Origin of the sequence: Bradyrhizobium sp. Leaf396, from assembly GCF_001424605.1 — a bacterium.
GTDB lineage: Bacteria > Pseudomonadota > Alphaproteobacteria > Rhizobiales > Xanthobacteraceae > Bradyrhizobium > Bradyrhizobium japonicum_C.
Window position 1 is genome coordinate 69762 of sequence record NZ_LMQJ01000018.1, and the last position, 18121, is coordinate 87882.

Sequence of the window (18121 nt, forward strand, 5' to 3'; positions counted from 1 at the left end):
TTGCCGGGAATTCGTGCTCCGAAGAGGTCGGACCTTTTACGGCTGGTGCTTTTCGGCTGTTGGCCTGTATCGTTCGCCTAACCGGCGGGGAAACAAGAGAGCCGGACGATGCGGGTGGAGGCGGCAGGTATGGGCGTTCGTAGTCTGGTCATCATTTCAATTTCTACGGGAATGGTTGTTGCGACCGAGGCTGTTGCCGCTCCAGACGAGCAGACCAACGTCCAGAACCTGCCGCCGGTCGAAGTGACTGCGCCAGCGCCGGCAGCGCCGCGGGTGGTCCCGTCGCGGCCGGTTGCGCGCATAGGCGCGCCGGCATCCGCCGCCCCGAGGACTCGGCTCTATGTCTTCCCGACCTCGCCTGGCATCGGCCGGGGTCTCGATGTCGACAAGGTCCCTTCCGCAATCAACGCCGTCGATGCGAGCCAGATCAAGCGAACCAACTCGCTGAACGTGACTGATGCGTTGCGCGACAACATTCCCGGCGTCAACATCAGCGAGGTCACCGGCAATCCCTTCGCGCCTGACGTCGAGTTTCGCGGCTTCGTTGCCTCTCCGGTGGTCGGCACGCCCCAAGGCCTCGCCGTGTACCAGAACGGCGTGCGCATCAACGAAGCGTTCTCGGACGCCGTGAACTGGGACCTGATCCCCACCGCCGCGATCAGATCCGTGACGCTGGTGACCAACAACCCCGCCTTCGGCCTCAATGCGCTGGGCGGCGCAATCAACCTGCAAATGAAGAACGGCTTTACTTATCATGGCGCGGAACTCGACGTCATGGGCGGTTCGTTCGGCCGCATCCAGGGCTCGGCGCAGTGGGGCAAGCAGGTCGATCAGAACTACGCCGTCTACGGCGCGCTCGAAGGCCTGCGCGACAACGGCTTCCGTAATTTTTCCCAATCGACTGTTCGGCGCTTCTATGGCGATATCGGCTACAGGGCGGGTGACAGCGAATTCCACGTCAACATGGGGCTGGCCAAGAACAACTTCGGCGCCAGCGCTACCGTACCGGCGGAGCTGCTCGACAAATACTGGGGCGCGACCTACACCACACCGCAGACTATCACGAACCGCGTCGGTTATCTCAACCTGACCGGAAAGGTCGACGCGACGCCGACCTGGACGTTCGAGGGCACCGCCTATGCGCGCCGGTTCGAGCAGAACATCGTTGACGGCAATCCGACCGACGTAGAGGAGTGCGCCGCAGATGCGGGATTGCTCTGCTTCGGCGACGACACTTCAGCCGCCTATGGCGGGGGCGGCGTGCAACTCGCCAACCCCTTTGCGCCAGGCACGATCCTCGGTGCCATCGACCGGGGCTCGATCCGTTCGTCCACGTTCGGCGTGTCGGGGCAGGCCACCAATACCGACCAGCTGTTCGGCCATGACAATCGTTTCGTGGTCGGCTCAACCTATGATGCCGGCATCTCGCGCTACAATGCCAGCTCCGAGATCGGCTCAATGGGAGAGAACTACGTTGTCAGCGGCAGCGGCGTTTTCCTCGGGCCGACCCCCGCGGCAGATCCCGTTGCCGGTCCCGTCTCGCTGCGGACAGTCAATCAGTACAACGGCCTCTATGCGATGGACACGTTCAACGTCACGAACGCTTTCGCGATCACGGGCGGCGGCCGCTTCAACGCGGCGCGGATCTCGCTGGAGGATCAGCTCGGGACCGCGCTCAACGGCTATCACACCTTTACCCGCTTCAATCCCATCATCGGCGGCACCTATAGGATCACGCCGGAATTGACCGCCTATGCCGGCTATTCCGAGGCCAACCGCGTGCCGACGCCGCTCGAGCTCGGCTGCGCGGATCCCACCAGGCCCTGTCTCATCGCAGCCTTCCTGGTTGCGGATCCGCCATTGAAGCAGGTCGTCTCCAAGACCGTGGAGGCGGGCTTCCGCGGCACCAAGGAGCTGAACATCGGCACGCTCGGCTGGAAGGTCGGTGGTTTCCGTGCCACCAATCACGACGACATCATGGCGGTGCCGGTCGTCGGGCGGACCGGCTTCGGCTACTTCTCCAATGTCGGCCGGACCCGCCGGCAGGGGCTGGAGGCCGAGGTCAACATCAAGTCGCCCACGCTCCAGTTCCAGGCGAGCTATTCCTTCGTCGACGCGCGTTTTCTTGATCCGCTCGAGCTCGGCTCGGAAAGCCCGTTTGCCGACGACACCACCGAAACCATCCAGGTGAGGCCCGGCAACCAGATCCCGGCGGTCCCACGCCACCGCGTCAAGGTCGGCGTCGACTACGCCGTGACCGATGTCTGGAAGGTCGGCGGCAACGCGCTGTTCGTCTCCAGCCAGCATCTCGTCGGCGACGAGTCCAACCAGTTCGAGAAGCTGCCGTCCTATACGGTGTTCAATCTCCACACCTCCTATCAGGTTGCGAAGAACGTCCAGCTCTACGGCCGCGTCGACAACGTGTTCGACAAGCGCTACGTCACCTACGGCCAGTTCTTCGACCGCGATGCCTTGCCCAACTTCACCAACGGCGGCAGCGACTTCCTCGACCCGCGCTCCCTGAGCCCGGCACGGCCGAGGGCGTTCTACGCAGGAATGCGGGTGACGTTCTGAAACCAGCGTGACGCTTCCTTTTCCCAACAGGGGAGAGGGCTCTATGCGGCGCAAGGGGCTTTGGGGTTTGGCCTGAGACGGTCCTGCCTTGCGCGATCCTGCTTCCAGGCAACCGAGCGGCTGCACAAAGAAACGTTGAGCGACGATGCGCAGTCGAGCGGCTCCGCGGCACAGCTTCCTGGCCCGCTTAACCAATCAGAAACCATGACGAATGATCTGAAAACTTTAACGAAACGACTTGGCGGCCTGCGCGTCGGTTCGTCGGAGGGCCCGTCCGATGACAGAGCACCAGTTGAGAGAGCAGCAATTCCGGATCGCGCGCTATAGGCATTTGGAGCGGGAAGTGACCGATCCGCTCGCGGCGTGTCTGCTTCACAGCATCATCGAGGAGCTCGAAGCCGAGCTGCGGAAAGACGGGCCGGATCGGCTCGGGCCGTGCGATTAACGCTTTCTTAGCGCTGATCATGCGGATTGTCGGCCTGGGAACACCAATGGAGATGGCTCCCATGCTGAAGGACGGCACCTATGCGGCGTGGTACAACACGCCGCTCGATCAGGGGACCGGAATCGTCCATGTCGCGGACGGCCAGATCTGGGGGCGCGACAGCCTGATGACCTATCGTGGCTCCTGCACGGTCGATGGCGACCGCTTCACTGCGATCGTATCGGCGAAGCGTCATACCGAGGGGCGAGCAACGGTCTTCGGTGTTGAAGATGAACTCACGTTGGACATCGAGGGACGCTGCCCCGGCAAGATCGCGAGCTACACCGCGACGGCACACCAGGTACCGGGAGTGATCCTTCATGGCACGCTCATTCTGACGGAACAGCAGCCGCCGGCAGGCGAGCGAACCGAGCGCGTGGCGGCGTTAGATCTCGGCAGGCTGCCAAGATTGCCGAGGCGTTTGCGCTGAGCGGGAAAGCTAGCGGGGCGACTGGCCCGCATCCATATGCCGCGGCAAGGCCGCGGCATTCTGCATCGTGCTTTCGGCACAGCTTGCTTTCCAAACCGCCCTGGACTCGCCATTGTGCGCCTGCAACAACCCCGAAGCGGAGAAGCATCAATGACGGACAAGGTCTCGCGTCGCCGATTTGCGAAGATCGCGGGGCTGTCCGCAGCCGGGATGACTGGTGCGATCGACGCAGCCAAAGCCAAGCCGGCCCGGCCGCCGCGCGGGGGAGGCGGCTTTCCGCCGGGTTTCATCTGGGGCACGGCGACCTCGTCATACCAGGTGGAGGGCGCCGTCAACGAGGATGGGCGTGGGGCTTCGATCTGGGACAAGTTCGCGCGCATTCCCGGCAAGATCGAGGACGGCACCACCGGCGACCGCGCCAATGAGCACTATCACCGCTACAAGGAGGACATCGCGCTCATCAAGGCGCTCGGCTGCAGGGCTTATCGTTTCTCCGTGGCCTGGCCGCGGCTGTTTCCGGAAGGCGACGGCAAGCCCAACCCGAAGGGAATCGATTTCTACAATCGCCTCGTTGACGAGCTCCTGAAGAACGGCATCGAGCCGTGGCTGACGCTCTATCATTGGGATCTGCCGCAATCGCTTCAGGACCGTTTTGGCGGCTGGCGTTCAACAGATACCTGCAAGATCTTTGGCGACTATGCGGCATACGTCGCCAAGCACCTCACCGACCGCGTCAAGAACGTGTTCACGCTGAACGAGAGCGGCCGTTTCGTCTATTTCGGTTACGGCATCGGCATCGACGCGCCGGGCCTGAAGTTGCCGCAGGCCGAGGTCAACCAGATCAGGCACAACAGCGCGCTGGCGCATGGGATCGCGGTACAGGCCGTGCGCGCCCATGGCCGGCGCGGCACCAGGGTGGGGCCGGCCGAGAACATCGATGCCTGCGTGCCGGCGATCGACACGCCGGAGAACGTCCGCGCCGCGGAGATTGCGCTGCGCGAGATGAATGCCGGCTATCTCAACGTCATCGTGACGGGCCGCTATACCGACGCCTTCCTGAAATTTGCCGGACCCGACGCGCCGAAATTCACCGATGCGGAGCTCAAGATCATCTCCTCGCCGGTCGATTTTCTCGGCCTCAACATCTACGCGCCTCAGAACTATGTGGTGGCCTCCGACCAGGGCGCGGGCTTCATGCCGCTGCCGATCCCGAAATCGTTCCCGCACATGAATTCGGACTGGCTGCGCGTCGGGCCCGAGACGATCTACTGGGTGCCGAAGCTCGCAGCCAAGATATGGAAAACAGACGCGATCTACATCAGCGAGAACGGCACCTCCGGCGACGACGTCGTCACGCCCGACGGCAAGATCTACGACACCGACCGCATCATGTATTTGCGCAACTATCTCGCCCAGCTCCAGCGCGCCACTGCCGAAGGCGTGCCGGTGCGCGGCTATTTCCTCTGGAGCCTGATGGACAATTTCGAATGGGTCTACGGGCTGAACAAGCGTTTCGGCCTCTACCACGTCAATTTCGACACCCAGGTCCGTACGCCGAAACTCAGCGCCAGCTTCTATCGCAACGTGATCGCGAACAATTCGGCGGGGGCGTGAACTCTTCCTTCGTGGAGCGTTGTCGCGACGGGGACAGGCCCGGCCAAGACCTCGTTGAGGCTTTCGCGTAGCGGAAAATCTGCGTGAGGGGACGGAGAGGGCGCGTCGCGCCGCGCATTGACTCTCCTCTCTCCCTTATTCAAAACCGCGGTCAACACTCATAGCAAGAGGCAACGCCAATGGCTGACGCGCTGATCATCGATGCCTGCAGGACCCCCCGAGGCATCGGAAAGACGGGCAAGGGAGCGCTTTCGGGCATTCATCCGCAGCAGCTCGGAGCAACCGTGCTGCGCGCGCTTGCCGATCGCACCGGCATCAATACGGCAGACGTCGACGACATCGTCTGGGGCTGCAGCGCGCAGGTCGCGACGCAAAGCGGCGATCTCGGCCGCATGTCCGCGCTCGATGCCGGCTATGACGTGCGCGCCAGCGCGGTGACGCTCGATCGCTTTTGCGGAAGCGGCATCACCAGCGTCAACATGGCCGCAAGCTCGATCATGGCCGGCGCCGAGGATCTCGTCATCGCCGGCGGCTGCGAGATGATGTCGATGGAGGGGCGGCGCGGCAGTGGTCCGATGATGATGGACAACGGCAATCTGCGCCTGCGTGCACTGCATCCCCAGTCGCATCAGGGCGTCTGCGCCGACGCGATTGCGACCATGGAGGGCATCAGCCGACGGGACGTCGATGCGCTCGGGCTCGAGAGCCAGAAGCGTGCCGCGCATGCCATGGCGAACGGGTACTTCAAAAAGAGCCTGGTGCCAGTCTATCGCGAGGACGGCAGCCTCGCGCTCGACCACGAGGAATATCCACGGCCGCAAACCACGATGGAAGGCCTGAGCAGCCTGAAGCCGGCGTTCCCTGCGATCGCCGACTACGCTCTCGACGACAAGGGCACGACCTATCGTGGCCTGATCCTGCAAGAATACCCTGAGCTGAAGATCGACTTCGTGCATCACGCCGGCAACTCCTCCGGCGTGGTCGACGGCGCCGCCGCGATCCTTCTCGCATCGCCCGCTTACGCCAAGGCGCACGGCTTGAAGCCGCGCGCCCGCGTGGTGGCGATGGCCAACATGGGGGACTCGCCGACCCTGATGCTGAACGCGCCGGTGCCGGCGACGCGCAAGGTGCTGGCAAAGGCCGGTCTTACCACCGACGACATCGACCTGTTCGAGATCAACGAGGCCTTTGCGGTGGTGGCGGAAAAATATATCCGCGACCTCAAGCTCGACCGCGCGAAGGTCAACGTCAATGGCGGCTCGATTGCGCTCGGCCATCCCATCGGCGCCACCGGCTCGATCCTGATCGGCACCGTGCTAGACGAGCTCGAGCGGCGCGATCTCAAGCGTGGTCTCGTCACCATGTGCGCCGCGGGCGGCATGGCGCCGGCCATCATCATCGAGCGCGTCTAGGCCTTTTTTCGCAGGGTGAATCGCGACCGGCCTCCCCCAAGAGGCCGGTCGTTGCTTGTCGAAAGCCGCGAATCAGATTTAGCAAGGTGTCGTGCGGGCCTTTGAAACAAGGCAAAATCCGTTGCTTGTGGCTTCTGCCGCTCCGGAAGTAGCCAAAAAGCAGGGTTTTTTGCCACAGGGGGCCAGAAAAGCCCGTAAAATCGCGAGAAAACTGTGCAGAAGGCTATAGGCCTTCAACGGTTGGTCTAATATGCAACCGGCAACGAATCAGAGGAGACACGATGCCAACCCAGATGTCCAAATCGCAGTTGATCGAAAAGATTGCGACCGCCACCGAGCTTTCCAAGCGTGACGTCAAGAACGTCATGGAGACGCTGACCGACGTCGGCCACAAGGAGCTCAAGAAGAACGGCCTGTTCCTGGTGCCGGGCTTCGCCAAGTTCGTGGTTATCAAGAAGCCCGCAACCAAGGCGCGCAAGGGCACCAACCCGTTCACGGGTGAGGAGATGATGTTCAAGGCCAAGCCGGCCCGGAAGATCGTCCGTGCTCGCCCGGTCAAGGCTGCCAAGGACGCCGTGGGCTAACAACGCAAAGGCCCCCTCGGATTGGAGGGGGCCTTTTGTTTCGAGGCAGCCGCGAGGGCCTGAGACGGAGGGCTCAGCCCTTGCGGCGCTTCACCCGGACCGGGACCGGCTGAAGCCGCGGCTGGGCTCCTGCAAGCGCATCGCGCAGCCGGTCGACGGCTCGGTCGAGCAGTTCGCGCACCCGCTGCGTTGTCTGCGATTTCTTTGCTCTGTCCAGCAGTTTCGGCATCGCCTTCACTCCGCCGCTTCATCCACTTGGGCCTCGCCCGGCTCGAGCGCGGCGGCAATGGCCTCATCGACGCGCTCCAGCCAGATGAATTCGAGGTTGTCGCGCGCGCTCTTCGGGATATCGTCGTAGTCCCGCTTGTTGCGCGCCGGCAGCATCACCCGCTTCAAGCCGGCAGCAGCCGCGGCCACCACCTTCTCCTTGATGCCGCCGACCGGCAGCACCAGCCCGCGCAGCGAGATCTCGCCGGTCATCGCGGTGTCGCTGCGCACCGTGCGATTGGTGAGCAGGGAGGTCAGCGCCGTGAACATCGCAACACCCGCGCTCGGACCGTCCTTCGGGGTCGCGCCCGCGGGGACGTGAACGTGGATGTCGCTCTTCTCGAACAGCTGGGGATCGATGCCGAGCTGGGAGGCCCGGCTCTTCACCAGCGTCATCGCAGCCTGCACACTCTCGCGCATGACGTCGCCGAGCTGGCCGGTCAGGATCAGCCCGCCTTTGCCGGGCACGCGCGTTGCCTCGATGAACAGGATGTCGCCGCCGACCGGCGTCCAGGCAAGCCCGGTGGCGACGCCCGGAACGCTGGTGCGCAATGCGATCTCGCCTTCGAAGCGCGGCTGGCCGAGCACGGTCGCGATGTCCTTCGCCGTCACCACGACCTTCGCGGCCGTGCCTTCCGCGACCTGCACCGCGGCGTGGCGGAACACCTTGCCGATCTCGCGCTCGAGGTTACGCACGCCGGCCTCGCGGGTGTATCCCTTGACGATCAGCTTCAGCGCCTCCGGCTCGATCTCGGCCTGCTCGGCCGAGAGGCCGTTGGCCTCCAGCTGCCGCCGCACCAGGTACCGCTGCGCGATCTCCAGCTTCTCGTCCTCGGTGTAGCCGGCGAGGCTGATCAGCTCCATGCGGTCCAGCAGCGGACCGGGGATCTGGTCCAGCATGTTGGCGGTCGCAATGAACACCACGCGCGAGAGGTCGAAGGGCACGCCCAGGTAGTTGTCCCGGAATGTCCCGTTCTGCTCGGGATCGAGCACCTCCAGCATCGCGGCGGAGGGATCGCCCTGCACGCCACGGCCCATCTTGTCGATCTCGTCCAGCATCATGACGCAGTTGCGTGCGCCCGCCTTCTTGATGCCCTGGATGATGTTGCCGGGCAGCGCGCCGATATAGGTGCGCCGGTGGCCGCGGATCTCGGCCTCGTCATGCACGCCGCCCAGGCTGACGCGCACGAAGGGACGATTCATCGCGCGCGCGATGGATTGTCCCAGCGACGTCTTGCCGACGCCGGGCGGGCCGACGAAGCACAGGATCGGCGCCTTGCCCTGCGGAGCGAGCTTGCGGACCGCCAGATATTCGATGATGCGGCTCTTGATCTTCTCCAGGCCGAAATGGTCCGCATCCAGGATGGCTCGCGCCTCCTTGATATCGATCGGCTTCTCCTCGGGCAGCGCCCAGGGCAGCTCGATCAGCCAGTCGAGATAGGTCCGGACCATGCCGGCCTCGCCGGCGGCCTCCGGCATGCGTTCGTAGCGGCGCAGCTCCTTCTTGGCATGCGCCTCCGCCTCCGGTGGCATGTTGGCCTTGGCGATGGCGGCCGTCAGCTCGGTGACCTCGGCCTGCTTGCCGTCGCCTTCGCCGAGCTGGCGCTGGATGGTTGCCATCTGCTCGCGCAGGATCGCCTCGCGCTGCCGCTCGTCGAAAGAGGCCTTGGTCTTCTGGCCGATCTCGTTGCTGATGCGCAGCACCTCCAGCCGCTCGGCGAGGTGCTTCGACACCTTCTCCACGCGGAGAGCGAGGTCGATGGTCTCCAGCACCTCCTGCTTGTCCTGCGGCTTGATGTCCATGAACGAGGTCGCCAGATCCGCCAGCGCGCCGGGCGCGCTGGTACCCTGGAACATCGCTGCCAGCTCCGGCGGCGCCTGCGGCAGCAACTCGATCGCCTCGATGGCCTGGCGCTGCAGGTTCAGCGCGCGCGCCTCGATCTCGGGTGAGATCGTGGTCGGCTCGGGGATCTGCTGGAAGCGTGCGGCCAGGAACGGCGTCCCCGGCAGGAAATCGAGAATGCGCGCGCGCTGCACGCCCTGGCAGACGATGTGATGCGTGCCGTCGGGCGCCGTGATGTAGCGCACGATGTTGGCGATGGTTGCGACCCGGTAGAGGTCGTCCGGCCCGGGATCATTGGTTTCGGGGCTGCGTTGGAGGACGATGCCGACCGGCCGCTGCTCGCGCAGCGCCTGTTGCGCAGCTGCGATGGACTTCGCCCGGCCGATCGTGATCGGCGCGATAGCGCCGGGAAACAGCACCATCTCGCGCACGGGGACGATGATCAGCGCGTCGTCGGGGATCTTCACGTCGTTATTAGTCTGTTCGTTCGTGTTCATCTGTTCGGTGGCCATGATCGACCTCAGGATTTGGCGAGGCGCAGTGCGACGCAGCCGTCCATCACGAAGCGGCTGATGGCGTAGCGGCCAAGGGGCAATGCAATACGGCGCTCAAAACGCCCCTGCGGCAGCTCCAGCCGGTGGATGCGGGCGTTGCGAAGCTCCGGCGGGAGGGTGCGCTGACCGGAGATGACGAGAACGCCGTCGTGGATGACCGTCTCGACATTGTCCGGATTGACCCCGGGAAGCGCCACCAGGATCAGGAGCTCACGCTCGGTTTCGAGCACGTCGATGGGCGGCTCCCAACAGGCTTCCTGGCGGCCGAACTGCTGGCGCAGCCGATCGGCGCGGGTCAGCGAATCCAGGGCTTCGGACAGCATCCAGTCGAGGGGATTCTTGGGTTGCATGATGTAGGCTCGGGGGTGGGAAAGCCTGCATATGGGGCCGGTTCCGGGGAATTCCAGTGCGAGGGCGCTGATGTGCCATGCACCGCCGTGCCCATCCGAAATGGCAAACGCCGCGGCTCGGGCCGCGGCGTTCCGCCATTTGCCTAGAGGTTGGGTCAGGCCGCCGCGCGGTACTCTTCTTCGGCCTCGAGGTTGATCACGGAGGTGGCGAGCTCCGTCAGGGCGTGATCGGTCGCCTCTTCCTCGTCCAGCGTCTCCTGGAGCAGCCTTGCCGCGTCCTGCATGCCGAGCTCCTCGGCCCAGGTGCGCAGCGTGCCGTAGCGCGAGATCTCGTAATGCTCGACCGCCTGTGCGGCCGCGAGCAGGCCCGCATCGAGTGCCGGCGCACCCTTGAACTCCTTCATGATCTCGGCGCCCTCGTCGGTGATGCCGTTGATCGCCTCGCAGGGCTTTCCGCGTGCGGGCTTGCCCAGCATCTTGAAGATCTGGTCCAGCCGCTTGACCTGGCCCTGGGTCTCGCGCAAGTGCTTGTTGAAGGCGGCGGCCAGCTCCTTCGACTGTGCTGCCTTCGCCATTTTGGGCAAGGTCTTGATGATCTTGTTCTCGGCGAAATAGATGTCCTTCAGCGTCTCCAGAAACAGATCGCTGAGCATCTTCGGCGCCTGACGCGGGCGGCGTGCCGCGGTCTTCTTGGCCGCGGACTTCTTGGTGGTGCGTTTCTTCGCTCGTTTAGCCATACGTCCTCCTCATGAGGCGACACGGGAAGGCCTCGCCTTCCTCAATCCTCGGGCGATCAAAACCTCCGGGGAACGAAAAGTTCCAAATCGCACCCGGCGTTCGCCGGGCTCGCTCAGGTCGGACGCTTGTAGGGGTCTTCCTGGCGCTGTCGCTCTTCCGTCGCACGATCCAGGCGTGCCCGTTCGCTGCGGCGTAGATGGCCGGCCTTCATCACCCCGTAAACAAGGACCCCGCCGAGCACGAACGCGCCGATGAACCAGAGCCAAAGCATCTGGGCCGAGGCGTGGCCCAGGAGCATGCTCACTCCGCTGTCGCTCATGATTGGTCTCCACCGATGTTCATTGCGGTCATGCTGAGCTTAAGTCGGCCGCCGAAACGTCGTTCCATGCGACCGCTTCGTGATGGTCAGACCAGATCCGCGAGCGGTTGCCGCGCCGGAGGCGTCTTCGGCTCGCCGCCCCGGGCGGTGAAGTCACCGGCTTCGGTCGACGTCCGCAGCCATTTCGTCACGTCCCCGATGGCTTCCCGCGGCGACCGGCCGAACTTCCTCAAGCTGCGGAAATATTCGAGCTGAAGATGCGCCGAAGTGCCGCGCTTGGGTATCGACTTGAGATGCTGGATATCGTCTTCGATGCCCAGATGCGCGATATGAGGTGCCAGCATGGCAATCACGGAATCAAGCCAGCTTCGAAATGAAATCGGTTCGAACGACACCAGGTCGATATAGGTGCCGTCGGTTCCGTAGCGCTGGGCGCGCCAGCGATTCTCCTCGACCAACGCGCGGTGCACGGCCGAATGCGTGGCGTTCAGGTCGGGATGGTGGACGGCATGGCGGACCAGCGCGCGAAACAGCGCTGCGATCGCCACGGAGTCCGCGGTAGCGGTGCAGCAATCGGTGATGCGCAGCTCCAGGGTCGGATGCTGAAGCGAGGGCCGCAGCGCCCACCAGACATAGGTGGCGTTGGGCACGATGCCTGCATCGACCAATGTCTTCACATACGTCTCGTATTCGGCCAGGTTCCGGAACATCTCCGGAAAGCCGGTGCGGGGCAGGGCGTCGTTGGCGGCATTGCGGTAGCCCAGCAATCCCGTTGGATAGCCGCACCAGAACGGCGACGAGGTCGAGAGCGCCAGCAGCAGCGGCAGGAACGGCACGAGGCGGTGCATGATCTCGACGCGCAGGTCGGGCTCGGGCACCTCGACATGAACGTGCAGTCCGCTGATCGGATTGCCGAGGCCGACCATTCCGAGGTCGCTGATGACCTTGCTGTAGCGGCGCTTGCGCGTCATGCGCTGCTGCTGCGGCTGCGCCAGCGGATGCGTGCCCGCCGCGATGATTCCGACGCCGTGCTCCTTGCCGACCTCGGTAAGAACCGAGCGATAGCGCGCGAGCTCGGCCCGAGCATCGCCCGAGGACGTCAGCGGCGGGGTCGCCACCTCGATCTGCGATTGCAGGATCTCGGTAGTCAGCCGCTCGCCGAGGCGCTTCTGGGCTGCCGCCATGTAGGGCTTGGGCAGCTCCGATCGTGGTGCCGCGGACTGGCGGCTGACCAGAAAGTATTCCTCTTCGATGCCGAAGCGGTAACGGTGCATGACCTATGCTGCCCCTTGCGCCTTGGCATGGCGGCGAACCGCGTCCCCGAAGGCTGTCAGGATACGCGCCGACGCATGGTCGGAGCTCGCCCAATAGTCTGGGTGAAAGAGCGTGCCGACGGCGAAATCGCTCGCGCCCTCGACGCTGACTGCCTCGATCGAACCGTCCTCAGCCACGGCCTCCGCGACCAGACCCGGAGCGAGATCGGCGATGAGAAAGCTGTGCAGCGAGTTCACGGTGATCGAGTCTGCGCCACAGATATCCTGCAGGACGCCACCCTTTCGCAGCGTCACCTTCTGCCGCAGCCGGTAGCGGGCGTCCTCGTTGTCCGCCTCGGGCGTGCCATGGCGCTTGTCCTCCGGCAAATCGTCCGGCTCCTTCGCCAGCGTGCCGCCAAAGGCGACGTTGAGCTCCTGAATTCCCCGGCAGATGAAAAGCGCGGGGATGCCTCGCGCCAGCGCCCGTGGGATCAGCCGGAGTGCGACCTCGTCGCGGAATTCGTCGAACGGCCCGTCGCGTGCCTCGTCCGCAATTCGCCCATAGCGCGACGGATGAACGTTGGTCTGCCCGCCGCCGACGAAAAGGCCGTCGAGCCCGTCGAGATAGGCATCGACGTCGGCTTCTGGCGCGACGGGCAGGATGCGCGGCACGGCGCCGGCCACGAGGCCCACGGCCTTGACGCAGATCAGCGCGACCGAGGCGAGCTGCTCGCCACGCGCGACCATGGAATCGGAGAGAATGCCGACCTGCGGTGAACCGCTGCGAGCCTGCCACTGGCGGCGCGAGGCGCTATGTCTCCATTGCTGAAGGCCATAGGCGACCGCATCGGCCGCGCTGCCGAATTGATGAATGGCAGCCTTGAGCTCTCTGACGTTTGTCCCCAATCGAAGCGCCATGCGGCTGCATGCAACGGGATCGTGCGGATCGATTCTGGAGCGGGGCTCGTGCAATTGTCTCGGCTGCTTCTATTCGTGTGGCGATGCCGAGTAAAACGGCAATCGTAGAGAATGGTTGCTTCATGATCGAGCCGCTCGATCTATTTACTCAGCACGAGCCTTAACTTTTGTTATTGCTCGCACTCGAACAGCCGGACGGGGAGAAGCGCTCATGATTGATTTCTCTCTGTCCGCCTTCGTGACGCTGCTGTTGGTGATCGATCCTGTCGGTCTCGTGCCCGCCTTTCTCGCTGCCACAGCCGGCCTGCCCGACAAGGCCAAGCGAACGATCGCGCTGCGCGCGCCGTTGATCGCCGCCTCGATCCTGGTGGTGATCGCGCTGGTCGGAAACTGGCTGCTGCGCGAGCTCGGGATCGGCATCCCCGCCTTCCAGATCGCCGGCGGCCTGCTGCTGTTCGGCGTCTCCTATCAGATGATCTTCGGCGATCGTCCGCACCGCGAGGCACGCGAGGCCGACAAGGCGACCGCGGAGCATGTCTCGGACGTCGCAGTGTTTCCCCTGGCGATCCCCATGATGGCCGGCCCCGGCGCGATTGCGACCACGCTGCTCCTTTCGGGCGACGCCGGCTACGGACCGCGGCTCGCCATCATCATCGCCGTCGTGCTCTGCGTCTGCCTGATCTGCATGCTGTGTTTTCTCTCCGCGAGCCTGATCGCGCGCACGCTCGGGCGTACCGGCAATGCCGTGCTCTCGCGCGTCCTCGGCATGCTGCTCGCGGCTTATTCCGTGCAGTTCGTGATCAACGGGATTGCGGCCGTCCGGACCAGCCTGCCATAGGGCTGCGACAATCTGTTTGTTGGCTTCGCCATTATTTCGTGGTCGGGCAGACGTGCCGGCAAGACGGGCCGCCAGATCCGGGACGCTTTCGCTTGCGCTGCCATATTGCTTGACGTACTTCCGATCCAACAAGCCCATCGTCAGGAGATCTGATGTCGATGACAGCGGACGAGCTCGCCAAGAAACAGGCCATCATCGACGCCTGCCGTCGCATGAACGCGCTCGGCATCAACCAGGGCACATCAGGCAATATCAGTGTCCGGCATGTGGACGGACTTCTGGTCACGCCGACCAGCGTGCCCTATGACGCGATGACCCCGGACCAGATCGTCTTCATGGCGATGGACGGTACGCACGCGCCGCACCAGAAGCCATCGAGCGAATGGCGCTTCCATCGCGACATCCTGAAGTCGCGGCCCGACGTCAATGCCGTCGTGCATGCGCATCCGACCTATTGCACCATTCTGGCGATCATGGGCATGGAGATCCCGCCGGTGCACTATATGATCGCGGCAGCCGGCGGCGAGAGCATCCGCTGCGCGTCTTATGCGACGTTCGGAACGGCGGAGCTATCGGACCATGCGGTGCGGGCGCTGGAGGGCCGGCTGGCCTGCCTGCTCGACCACCACGGCATGATCGCGATGGGCAAGACGCTGGACAAGGCGATGTGGCTGGCCGTCGAGGTCGAGACGCTGGCGCGGCAATATCACGGCTGCCTCCAGATCGGACGACCGCCGCTGCTCCCCAGCGACGAGATCGAACGCGTCCGCCGGCGCATGGCCGGCTACGGCCTGTCGGAAGGGTAGGGGCGGGCAAGAGGTGTTCGTGCGGATCAGACATCTCGTCGATGGCAAGGGGACGAGCCGCACCATGGTTCGGCTGCGTGCCCTCTTGCGCAGCAATGAGTTCTACCTGATCCCGCTCGCGCTCGTGATCGGCACGCTCGCCGGCGCGGTCGTGACGCTGATGGCCGGGATCGCGCAGATCGCGCACGTGGTGATCTACGGAATCCCGATTGATGTCCACCTGTCGGCTCACGCGAGCGTCAGTCCGTGGGCGGCACTGATCGCGCCCGCAGTCGGCGGGCTGTCGCTCGGAATCATGGAATGGTTGCGGCGGCGCATGAAGATATCGAATGCTGTCGATCCGATCGAGGCGAACGCGTTGCGCGGCGGCAATCTGTCGATGCGAGACAGCGTGGTGGTGGCGGGCCAGACTTTGATCTCGAATGGCTGCGGTGCCTCCGTCGGCCTCGAGGCGGGCTACACGCAGATCGGTTCGGGCATCGCCTCGGTGATCGGCAAGTTCTTCAATCTGCGCCGCAACGATCTGCGCCTGATGGTCGGCTGCGGCGCTGCTGCTGCGATCGCGGCGGCGTTCGGTGCGCCGATCACCGGAGCCTTCTATGCCTGCGAGCTCATCGTCGGCGTCTATGCGGTCGGCAGCGCCGCTCCTATCCTCGCCGCCTCGCTTGCGGGCGCCTTGACCGCGCAATGGCTGGGCGGCGCGCCGTATTCACTGGAGATACCGAAGGTCAGCGCCGTCGGCGTCGAGCAATATCTGGCTCTCATCGGGCTTGCGCTCATCACCAGCGGCGTCGGCATCGCCGTGATGCGTTCCTCGCCGATGTTCGAGCGACTGTTCGCCTGGTTGCCGGTCTGGTTCCGCCCGGTCATCGGCGGCCTCATCGTCGGCGGGTTCGCCATCGTCACGCCGCAGGTGCTGGCGGCCGGCCATGGCGCCATGGTGCTCGATCTCTTCCAGGAGATGACGATCGGTCTGATCGCGCTGATCATCGCCTTGAAGGTGACGGCCTGCCTGATTTCGCTCGCCTCGGGTTTCCGCGGTGGCCTGTTCTTCGCCTCGCTGTTCGTTGGAAGTCTGATCGGAAAGTTCTTTGCCGCGGTGCTGCTTTTGATCAGCCCGAACTTCGCCATCGATCCGCTGGTCGCGATGCTGACCGGGATGGCGACGCTCGGCGTCGCGATCGTCGGCGGCCCGCTCACCATGTCGTTCCTCGTGCTGGAGATGACCCGCAACGTCGACGTCACCGCCGTGGTGCTGGCCGGCTGCATCGTCACCTCGATCTGCGTCCGCTTCATGTTCGGTCACTCCTTCTCGACCTGGCGGCTGCATCTGCGCGGCGAGACCATCCGCAGCGCCAACGACGTGGGCTGGCTGCGCAATCTCACGGTCGAGCGCCTGATGCGCTCGGACGTCGGCAAGGTGCCGTCGACCACGACGATTGCGGCCACGCGCCGCGAATTTGCGCTGGGCTCGCGGCCGGGCATCGTGATCGTGAACAATGCGGACGAATATGTCGGCCTCGTCACCTTGCCTGACCTGTTCTCCAGTGATCTCGACACCATCGCCGACGAGATCCAGGTGATCGAGCTCGCGCGCCTGACCGACATCGTGCTGATCCCGGAAATGAACGTGAAGTCGGCGATGGCGGTGTTCGACGAGGCCGAGGCCGAGATGCTGGCGGTGGTCGATTCCACCGACAGCCGCAAGGTGGTCGGCTTCCTCACCGAGAGCTTCGCCCGCCGCCGTTATGTCGAGGAGATCGACAAGGCGACGCGGGGCGTGCTTGGGGCGCTGTCTTAGGCCGGCTATCGGCTGGGCGGGGCCGCAACGAGGCAGGCCACGATCCGGCGGACCAGCGGCAGAACCACGAGCAGCGTGGGAAAGGCGACGAGCCAGGACAGCGCCCAGGCGCCCGGCCAGGTCGCCAGGAATGCCGGCGTCGCGCCGAGGCTCCGCAGCGTCGATATGACCGACACCACGGCCGTCATGAGGATGGACAGCACGAACGGCATCACGATCGGCGCATAGCGCGCCGGCAGTTTACGAACCGCAATCATCTGATTTCTTTCGAGGAAATGGACGCGTCGAGCACGTTGAAACCCAGGAAAATGGCATCGATCCCGACGGCGTCGGTTGATGCGTTGGTTCACGTGAAACGCTTACGGCAGCCTAAAACGGCGCGGCTGTTCATTATCCGCTCAGGTTGGATGGCGCAAGCTGGATCGGATCGTTCGGTTTACAATCGTTCAAAACGTGGCAGATCGCCGCGATCAGGAAACCATTTCAGCGGTTTGCGCCTTGTAGATGGTTTGCTTATGTCTCTTTCGGCGAGAATAGAGGAAGGTCGAAAATGAGTACTGGACCCATGATTTCCGCAGCCGGCCGCAACACTGTCGTGGCTGCGTTTGCAAGCCTCGCCCTGATTGCGGCCTCCGCATCCCCTTCCGCGGCTGCCTCGTCCGGGACACCGGCCAAGGCGGCTGCTGCAAGCCAGCCCACGTCCGATGTCACCGATTTCGGCGCAGCCCGGCGTCGCCACTATCATAGGCGCGGGCCGAACGCCGCAGGACTCGCCTTCATGGGCATGGCGGCAGGTATAATCGGAGGCGCGATCGCCGAGAGCCGCCGCCGCGAGTACTACGAGAACCGCTATCACTACGGCTATGGCCCGCGTCCGTATTATGGTGGCCCGGGCTATTATGGCGGCGGCCCCTACTACTACGATCCGGGCTATCGTTACGCGCCATATTGAGCGGTCATTCTCGACCCGATTGAGTAGTGCTTGAAAAAGGGCGGTGCTTTGCGCTGCCCTTTTTGATGTTTCTGCGTTCCTGAAGCCCGGAGCGAGCGAAACGCAATCCGGCGCTGTTCGCCCGAGATCTCGCGCCCTTACTCCTTACCAGATGACGCCGGCGCTCCACCGTGTCCGCGGCGTGCCTGTGTCGCCCTCTGTCAATCCGCGCGCGCGAAAATATTCCGCTTTACCGAAATTCGGAAACAGCGTATGTGTGGCCCATCCCGGCTCATCCTTGAGGGGCGATCGTGTGGTCGTCATGTTCGCGAGCCGGGCTTGCGGTGGACGCGGCAGCGTCGTGCACGAGAGGTCAGGGGCAGGGCGGATTGCTCTCCGTGAGCC

18 protein-coding genes are annotated in these 18121 nt (G+C 64.3%); 9 read left to right on the forward strand and 9 right to left on the reverse strand.

The genetic code is table 11. From position 1 onward, the window contains the following. Positions 1 to 129: 129 nt before the first annotated feature. From ASG57_RS18555 to ASG57_RS18575, 5 genes are all read left to right on the forward strand, one after another. Positions 130 to 2574 carry a TonB-dependent receptor gene (locus tag ASG57_RS18555; protein WP_057196954.1) on the forward strand — a complete coding sequence of 815 codons (2445 nt, stop codon included), beginning with the start codon at positions 130 to 132 and terminating at the stop codon, positions 2572 to 2574. A gap of 506 nt (positions 2575 to 3080) precedes the next feature. Continuing rightward, entirely contained in the window at positions 3081 to 3488 is a 408-nt protein-coding gene (locus ASG57_RS18560) for a hypothetical protein (RefSeq protein ID WP_024342529.1), read from the forward strand. Positions 3489 to 3638: 150 nt separating this feature from the next. Next, complete coding sequence (locus ASG57_RS18565; protein WP_057196955.1) at positions 3639 to 5102, forward strand: GH1 family beta-glucosidase; 1464 nt, start codon at positions 3639 to 3641, stop codon at positions 5100 to 5102. A gap of 179 nt (positions 5103 to 5281) precedes the next feature. Continuing rightward, positions 5282 to 6514: an acetyl-CoA C-acetyltransferase gene (locus tag ASG57_RS18570; protein ID WP_024342527.1), complete on the forward strand. Its 1233-nt coding sequence runs from the start codon at positions 5282 to 5284 to the stop codon at positions 6512 to 6514. A gap of 281 nt (positions 6515 to 6795) precedes the next feature. Further along, positions 6796 to 7098 carry an HU family DNA-binding protein gene (locus ASG57_RS18575; RefSeq protein ID WP_018320691.1) on the forward strand — a complete coding sequence of 101 codons (303 nt, stop codon included), beginning with the start codon at positions 6796 to 6798 and terminating at the stop codon, positions 7096 to 7098. Between the two features lie 73 nt (positions 7099 to 7171). Here the strand turns inward: ASG57_RS18575 and ASG57_RS38745 are convergent, their stop codons facing one another. The 7 genes from ASG57_RS38745 to ASG57_RS18605 form a co-directional block, all read right to left on the reverse strand. Continuing rightward, complete coding sequence (locus ASG57_RS38745) at positions 7172 to 7327, reverse strand: hypothetical protein (protein WP_200948566.1); 156 nt, start codon at positions 7325 to 7327, stop codon at positions 7172 to 7174. A 5-nt stretch (positions 7328 to 7332) separates the two neighbouring features. Beyond that, positions 7333 to 9720: an endopeptidase La gene (lon, locus tag ASG57_RS18580; RefSeq protein WP_057196956.1), complete on the reverse strand. Its 2388-nt coding sequence runs from the start codon at positions 9718 to 9720 to the stop codon at positions 7333 to 7335. An 8-nt stretch (positions 9721 to 9728) separates the two neighbouring features. After that, positions 9729 to 10112 (reverse strand): Hsp20/alpha crystallin family protein, encoded by a 384-nt coding sequence (locus ASG57_RS18585; RefSeq protein ID WP_024342525.1) that lies wholly within the window; start codon positions 10110 to 10112, stop codon positions 9729 to 9731. Between the two features lie 155 nt (positions 10113 to 10267). Beyond that, on the reverse strand, positions 10268 to 10849 hold the full coding sequence (locus tag ASG57_RS18590; protein ID WP_057196957.1) for a YciE/YciF ferroxidase family protein: 582 nt from the start codon (positions 10847 to 10849) through the stop codon (positions 10268 to 10270). A 113-nt stretch (positions 10850 to 10962) separates the two neighbouring features. Further along, positions 10963 to 11169, reverse strand: a complete 207-nt coding sequence (locus tag ASG57_RS18595) for a LapA family protein (RefSeq protein WP_024342523.1) — start codon at positions 11167 to 11169, stop codon at positions 10963 to 10965. Between the two features lie 86 nt (positions 11170 to 11255). Beyond that, positions 11256 to 12443: a carboxylate-amine ligase gene (locus ASG57_RS18600; RefSeq protein WP_024342522.1), complete on the reverse strand. Its 1188-nt coding sequence runs from the start codon at positions 12441 to 12443 to the stop codon at positions 11256 to 11258. Positions 12444 to 12446: 3 nt separating this feature from the next. Next, a complete protein-coding gene (locus ASG57_RS18605) occupies positions 12447 to 13340 on the reverse strand; it encodes a gamma-glutamyl-gamma-aminobutyrate hydrolase family protein (protein WP_057196958.1) in 894 nt (297 codons plus the stop codon). A gap of 211 nt (positions 13341 to 13551) precedes the next feature. Between ASG57_RS18605 and ASG57_RS18610 the strand changes: the two genes are divergently transcribed. The 3 genes from ASG57_RS18610 (at position 13552) to ASG57_RS18620 (ending at position 16785) form a co-directional block, all read left to right on the forward strand. Further along, positions 13552 to 14178 (forward strand): MarC family protein, encoded by a 627-nt coding sequence (locus ASG57_RS18610; protein ID WP_057196959.1) that lies wholly within the window; start codon positions 13552 to 13554, stop codon positions 14176 to 14178. A gap of 152 nt (positions 14179 to 14330) precedes the next feature. Next, positions 14331 to 14984, forward strand: a complete 654-nt coding sequence (locus ASG57_RS18615) for a class II aldolase/adducin family protein (protein ID WP_200948567.1) — start codon at positions 14331 to 14333, stop codon at positions 14982 to 14984. A gap of 13 nt (positions 14985 to 14997) precedes the next feature. After that, on the forward strand, positions 14998 to 16785 hold the full coding sequence (locus tag ASG57_RS18620; protein WP_024342518.1) for a chloride channel protein: 1788 nt from the start codon (positions 14998 to 15000) through the stop codon (positions 16783 to 16785). 5 nt (positions 16786 to 16790) lie between these two features. Here ASG57_RS18620 and ASG57_RS18625 read toward each other — a convergent pair whose 3' ends face one another. After that, positions 16791 to 17042, reverse strand: coding sequence for a DUF2798 domain-containing protein (locus tag ASG57_RS18625; RefSeq protein ID WP_024342517.1), 252 nt, complete (start codon positions 17040 to 17042; stop codon positions 16791 to 16793). 293 nt (positions 17043 to 17335) lie between these two features. Between ASG57_RS18625 and ASG57_RS18630 the strand changes: the two genes are divergently transcribed. Beyond that, positions 17336 to 17737 carry a hypothetical protein gene (locus ASG57_RS18630; protein ID WP_024342516.1) on the forward strand — a complete coding sequence of 134 codons (402 nt, stop codon included), beginning with the start codon at positions 17336 to 17338 and terminating at the stop codon, positions 17735 to 17737. A 144-nt stretch (positions 17738 to 17881) separates the two neighbouring features. On the opposite strand, the gene ASG57_RS38940 is transcribed toward ASG57_RS18630, so the two are convergent. Next, positions 17882 to 18121 (reverse strand): hypothetical protein (locus tag ASG57_RS38940; protein WP_210169292.1); only part of this gene is annotated, 240 nt, incomplete at its 5' end.

What these genes read in the sequence shown, in the direction of transcription:
- ASG57_RS18555 (WP_057196954.1), top strand. Translation starts at nt 130, where the DNA reads ATGGGCGTTCGTAGTCTGGTCATCATTTCAATTTCTACGGGAATGGTT.
- ASG57_RS18560 (WP_024342529.1), top strand. Translation starts at nt 3,081, where the DNA reads ATGCTGAAGGACGGCACCTATGCGGCGTGGTACAACACGCCGCTCGAT.
- ASG57_RS18565 (WP_057196955.1), top strand. Translation starts at nt 3,639, where the DNA reads ATGACGGACAAGGTCTCGCGTCGCCGATTTGCGAAGATCGCGGGGCTG.
- ASG57_RS18570 (WP_024342527.1), top strand. Translation starts at nt 5,282, where the DNA reads ATGGCTGACGCGCTGATCATCGATGCCTGCAGGACCCCCCGAGGCATC.
- ASG57_RS18575 (WP_018320691.1), top strand. Translation starts at nt 6,796, where the DNA reads ATGCCAACCCAGATGTCCAAATCGCAGTTGATCGAAAAGATTGCGACC.
- ASG57_RS38745 (WP_200948566.1), bottom strand. Translation starts at nt 7,327, where the DNA reads ATGCCGAAACTGCTGGACAGAGCAAAGAAATCGCAGACAACGCAGCGG.
- lon (WP_057196956.1), bottom strand. Translation starts at nt 9,720, where the DNA reads ATGGCCACCGAACAGATGAACACGAACGAACAGACTAATAACGACGTG.
- ASG57_RS18585 (WP_024342525.1), bottom strand. Translation starts at nt 10,112, where the DNA reads ATGCAACCCAAGAATCCCCTCGACTGGATGCTGTCCGAAGCCCTGGAT.
- ASG57_RS18590 (WP_057196957.1), bottom strand. Translation starts at nt 10,849, where the DNA reads ATGGCTAAACGAGCGAAGAAACGCACCACCAAGAAGTCCGCGGCCAAG.
- ASG57_RS18595 (WP_024342523.1), bottom strand. Translation starts at nt 11,169, where the DNA reads ATGAGCGACAGCGGAGTGAGCATGCTCCTGGGCCACGCCTCGGCCCAG.
- ASG57_RS18600 (WP_024342522.1), bottom strand. Translation starts at nt 12,443, where the DNA reads ATGCACCGTTACCGCTTCGGCATCGAAGAGGAATACTTTCTGGTCAGC.
- ASG57_RS18605 (WP_057196958.1), bottom strand. Translation starts at nt 13,340, where the DNA reads ATGGCGCTTCGATTGGGGACAAACGTCAGAGAGCTCAAGGCTGCCATT.
- ASG57_RS18610 (WP_057196959.1), top strand. Translation starts at nt 13,552, where the DNA reads ATGATTGATTTCTCTCTGTCCGCCTTCGTGACGCTGCTGTTGGTGATC.
- ASG57_RS18615 (WP_200948567.1), top strand. Translation starts at nt 14,331, where the DNA reads ATGTCGATGACAGCGGACGAGCTCGCCAAGAAACAGGCCATCATCGAC.
- ASG57_RS18625 (WP_024342517.1), bottom strand. Translation starts at nt 17,042, where the DNA reads ATGATTGCGGTTCGTAAACTGCCGGCGCGCTATGCGCCGATCGTGATG.
- ASG57_RS18630 (WP_024342516.1), top strand. Translation starts at nt 17,336, where the DNA reads ATGAGTACTGGACCCATGATTTCCGCAGCCGGCCGCAACACTGTCGTG.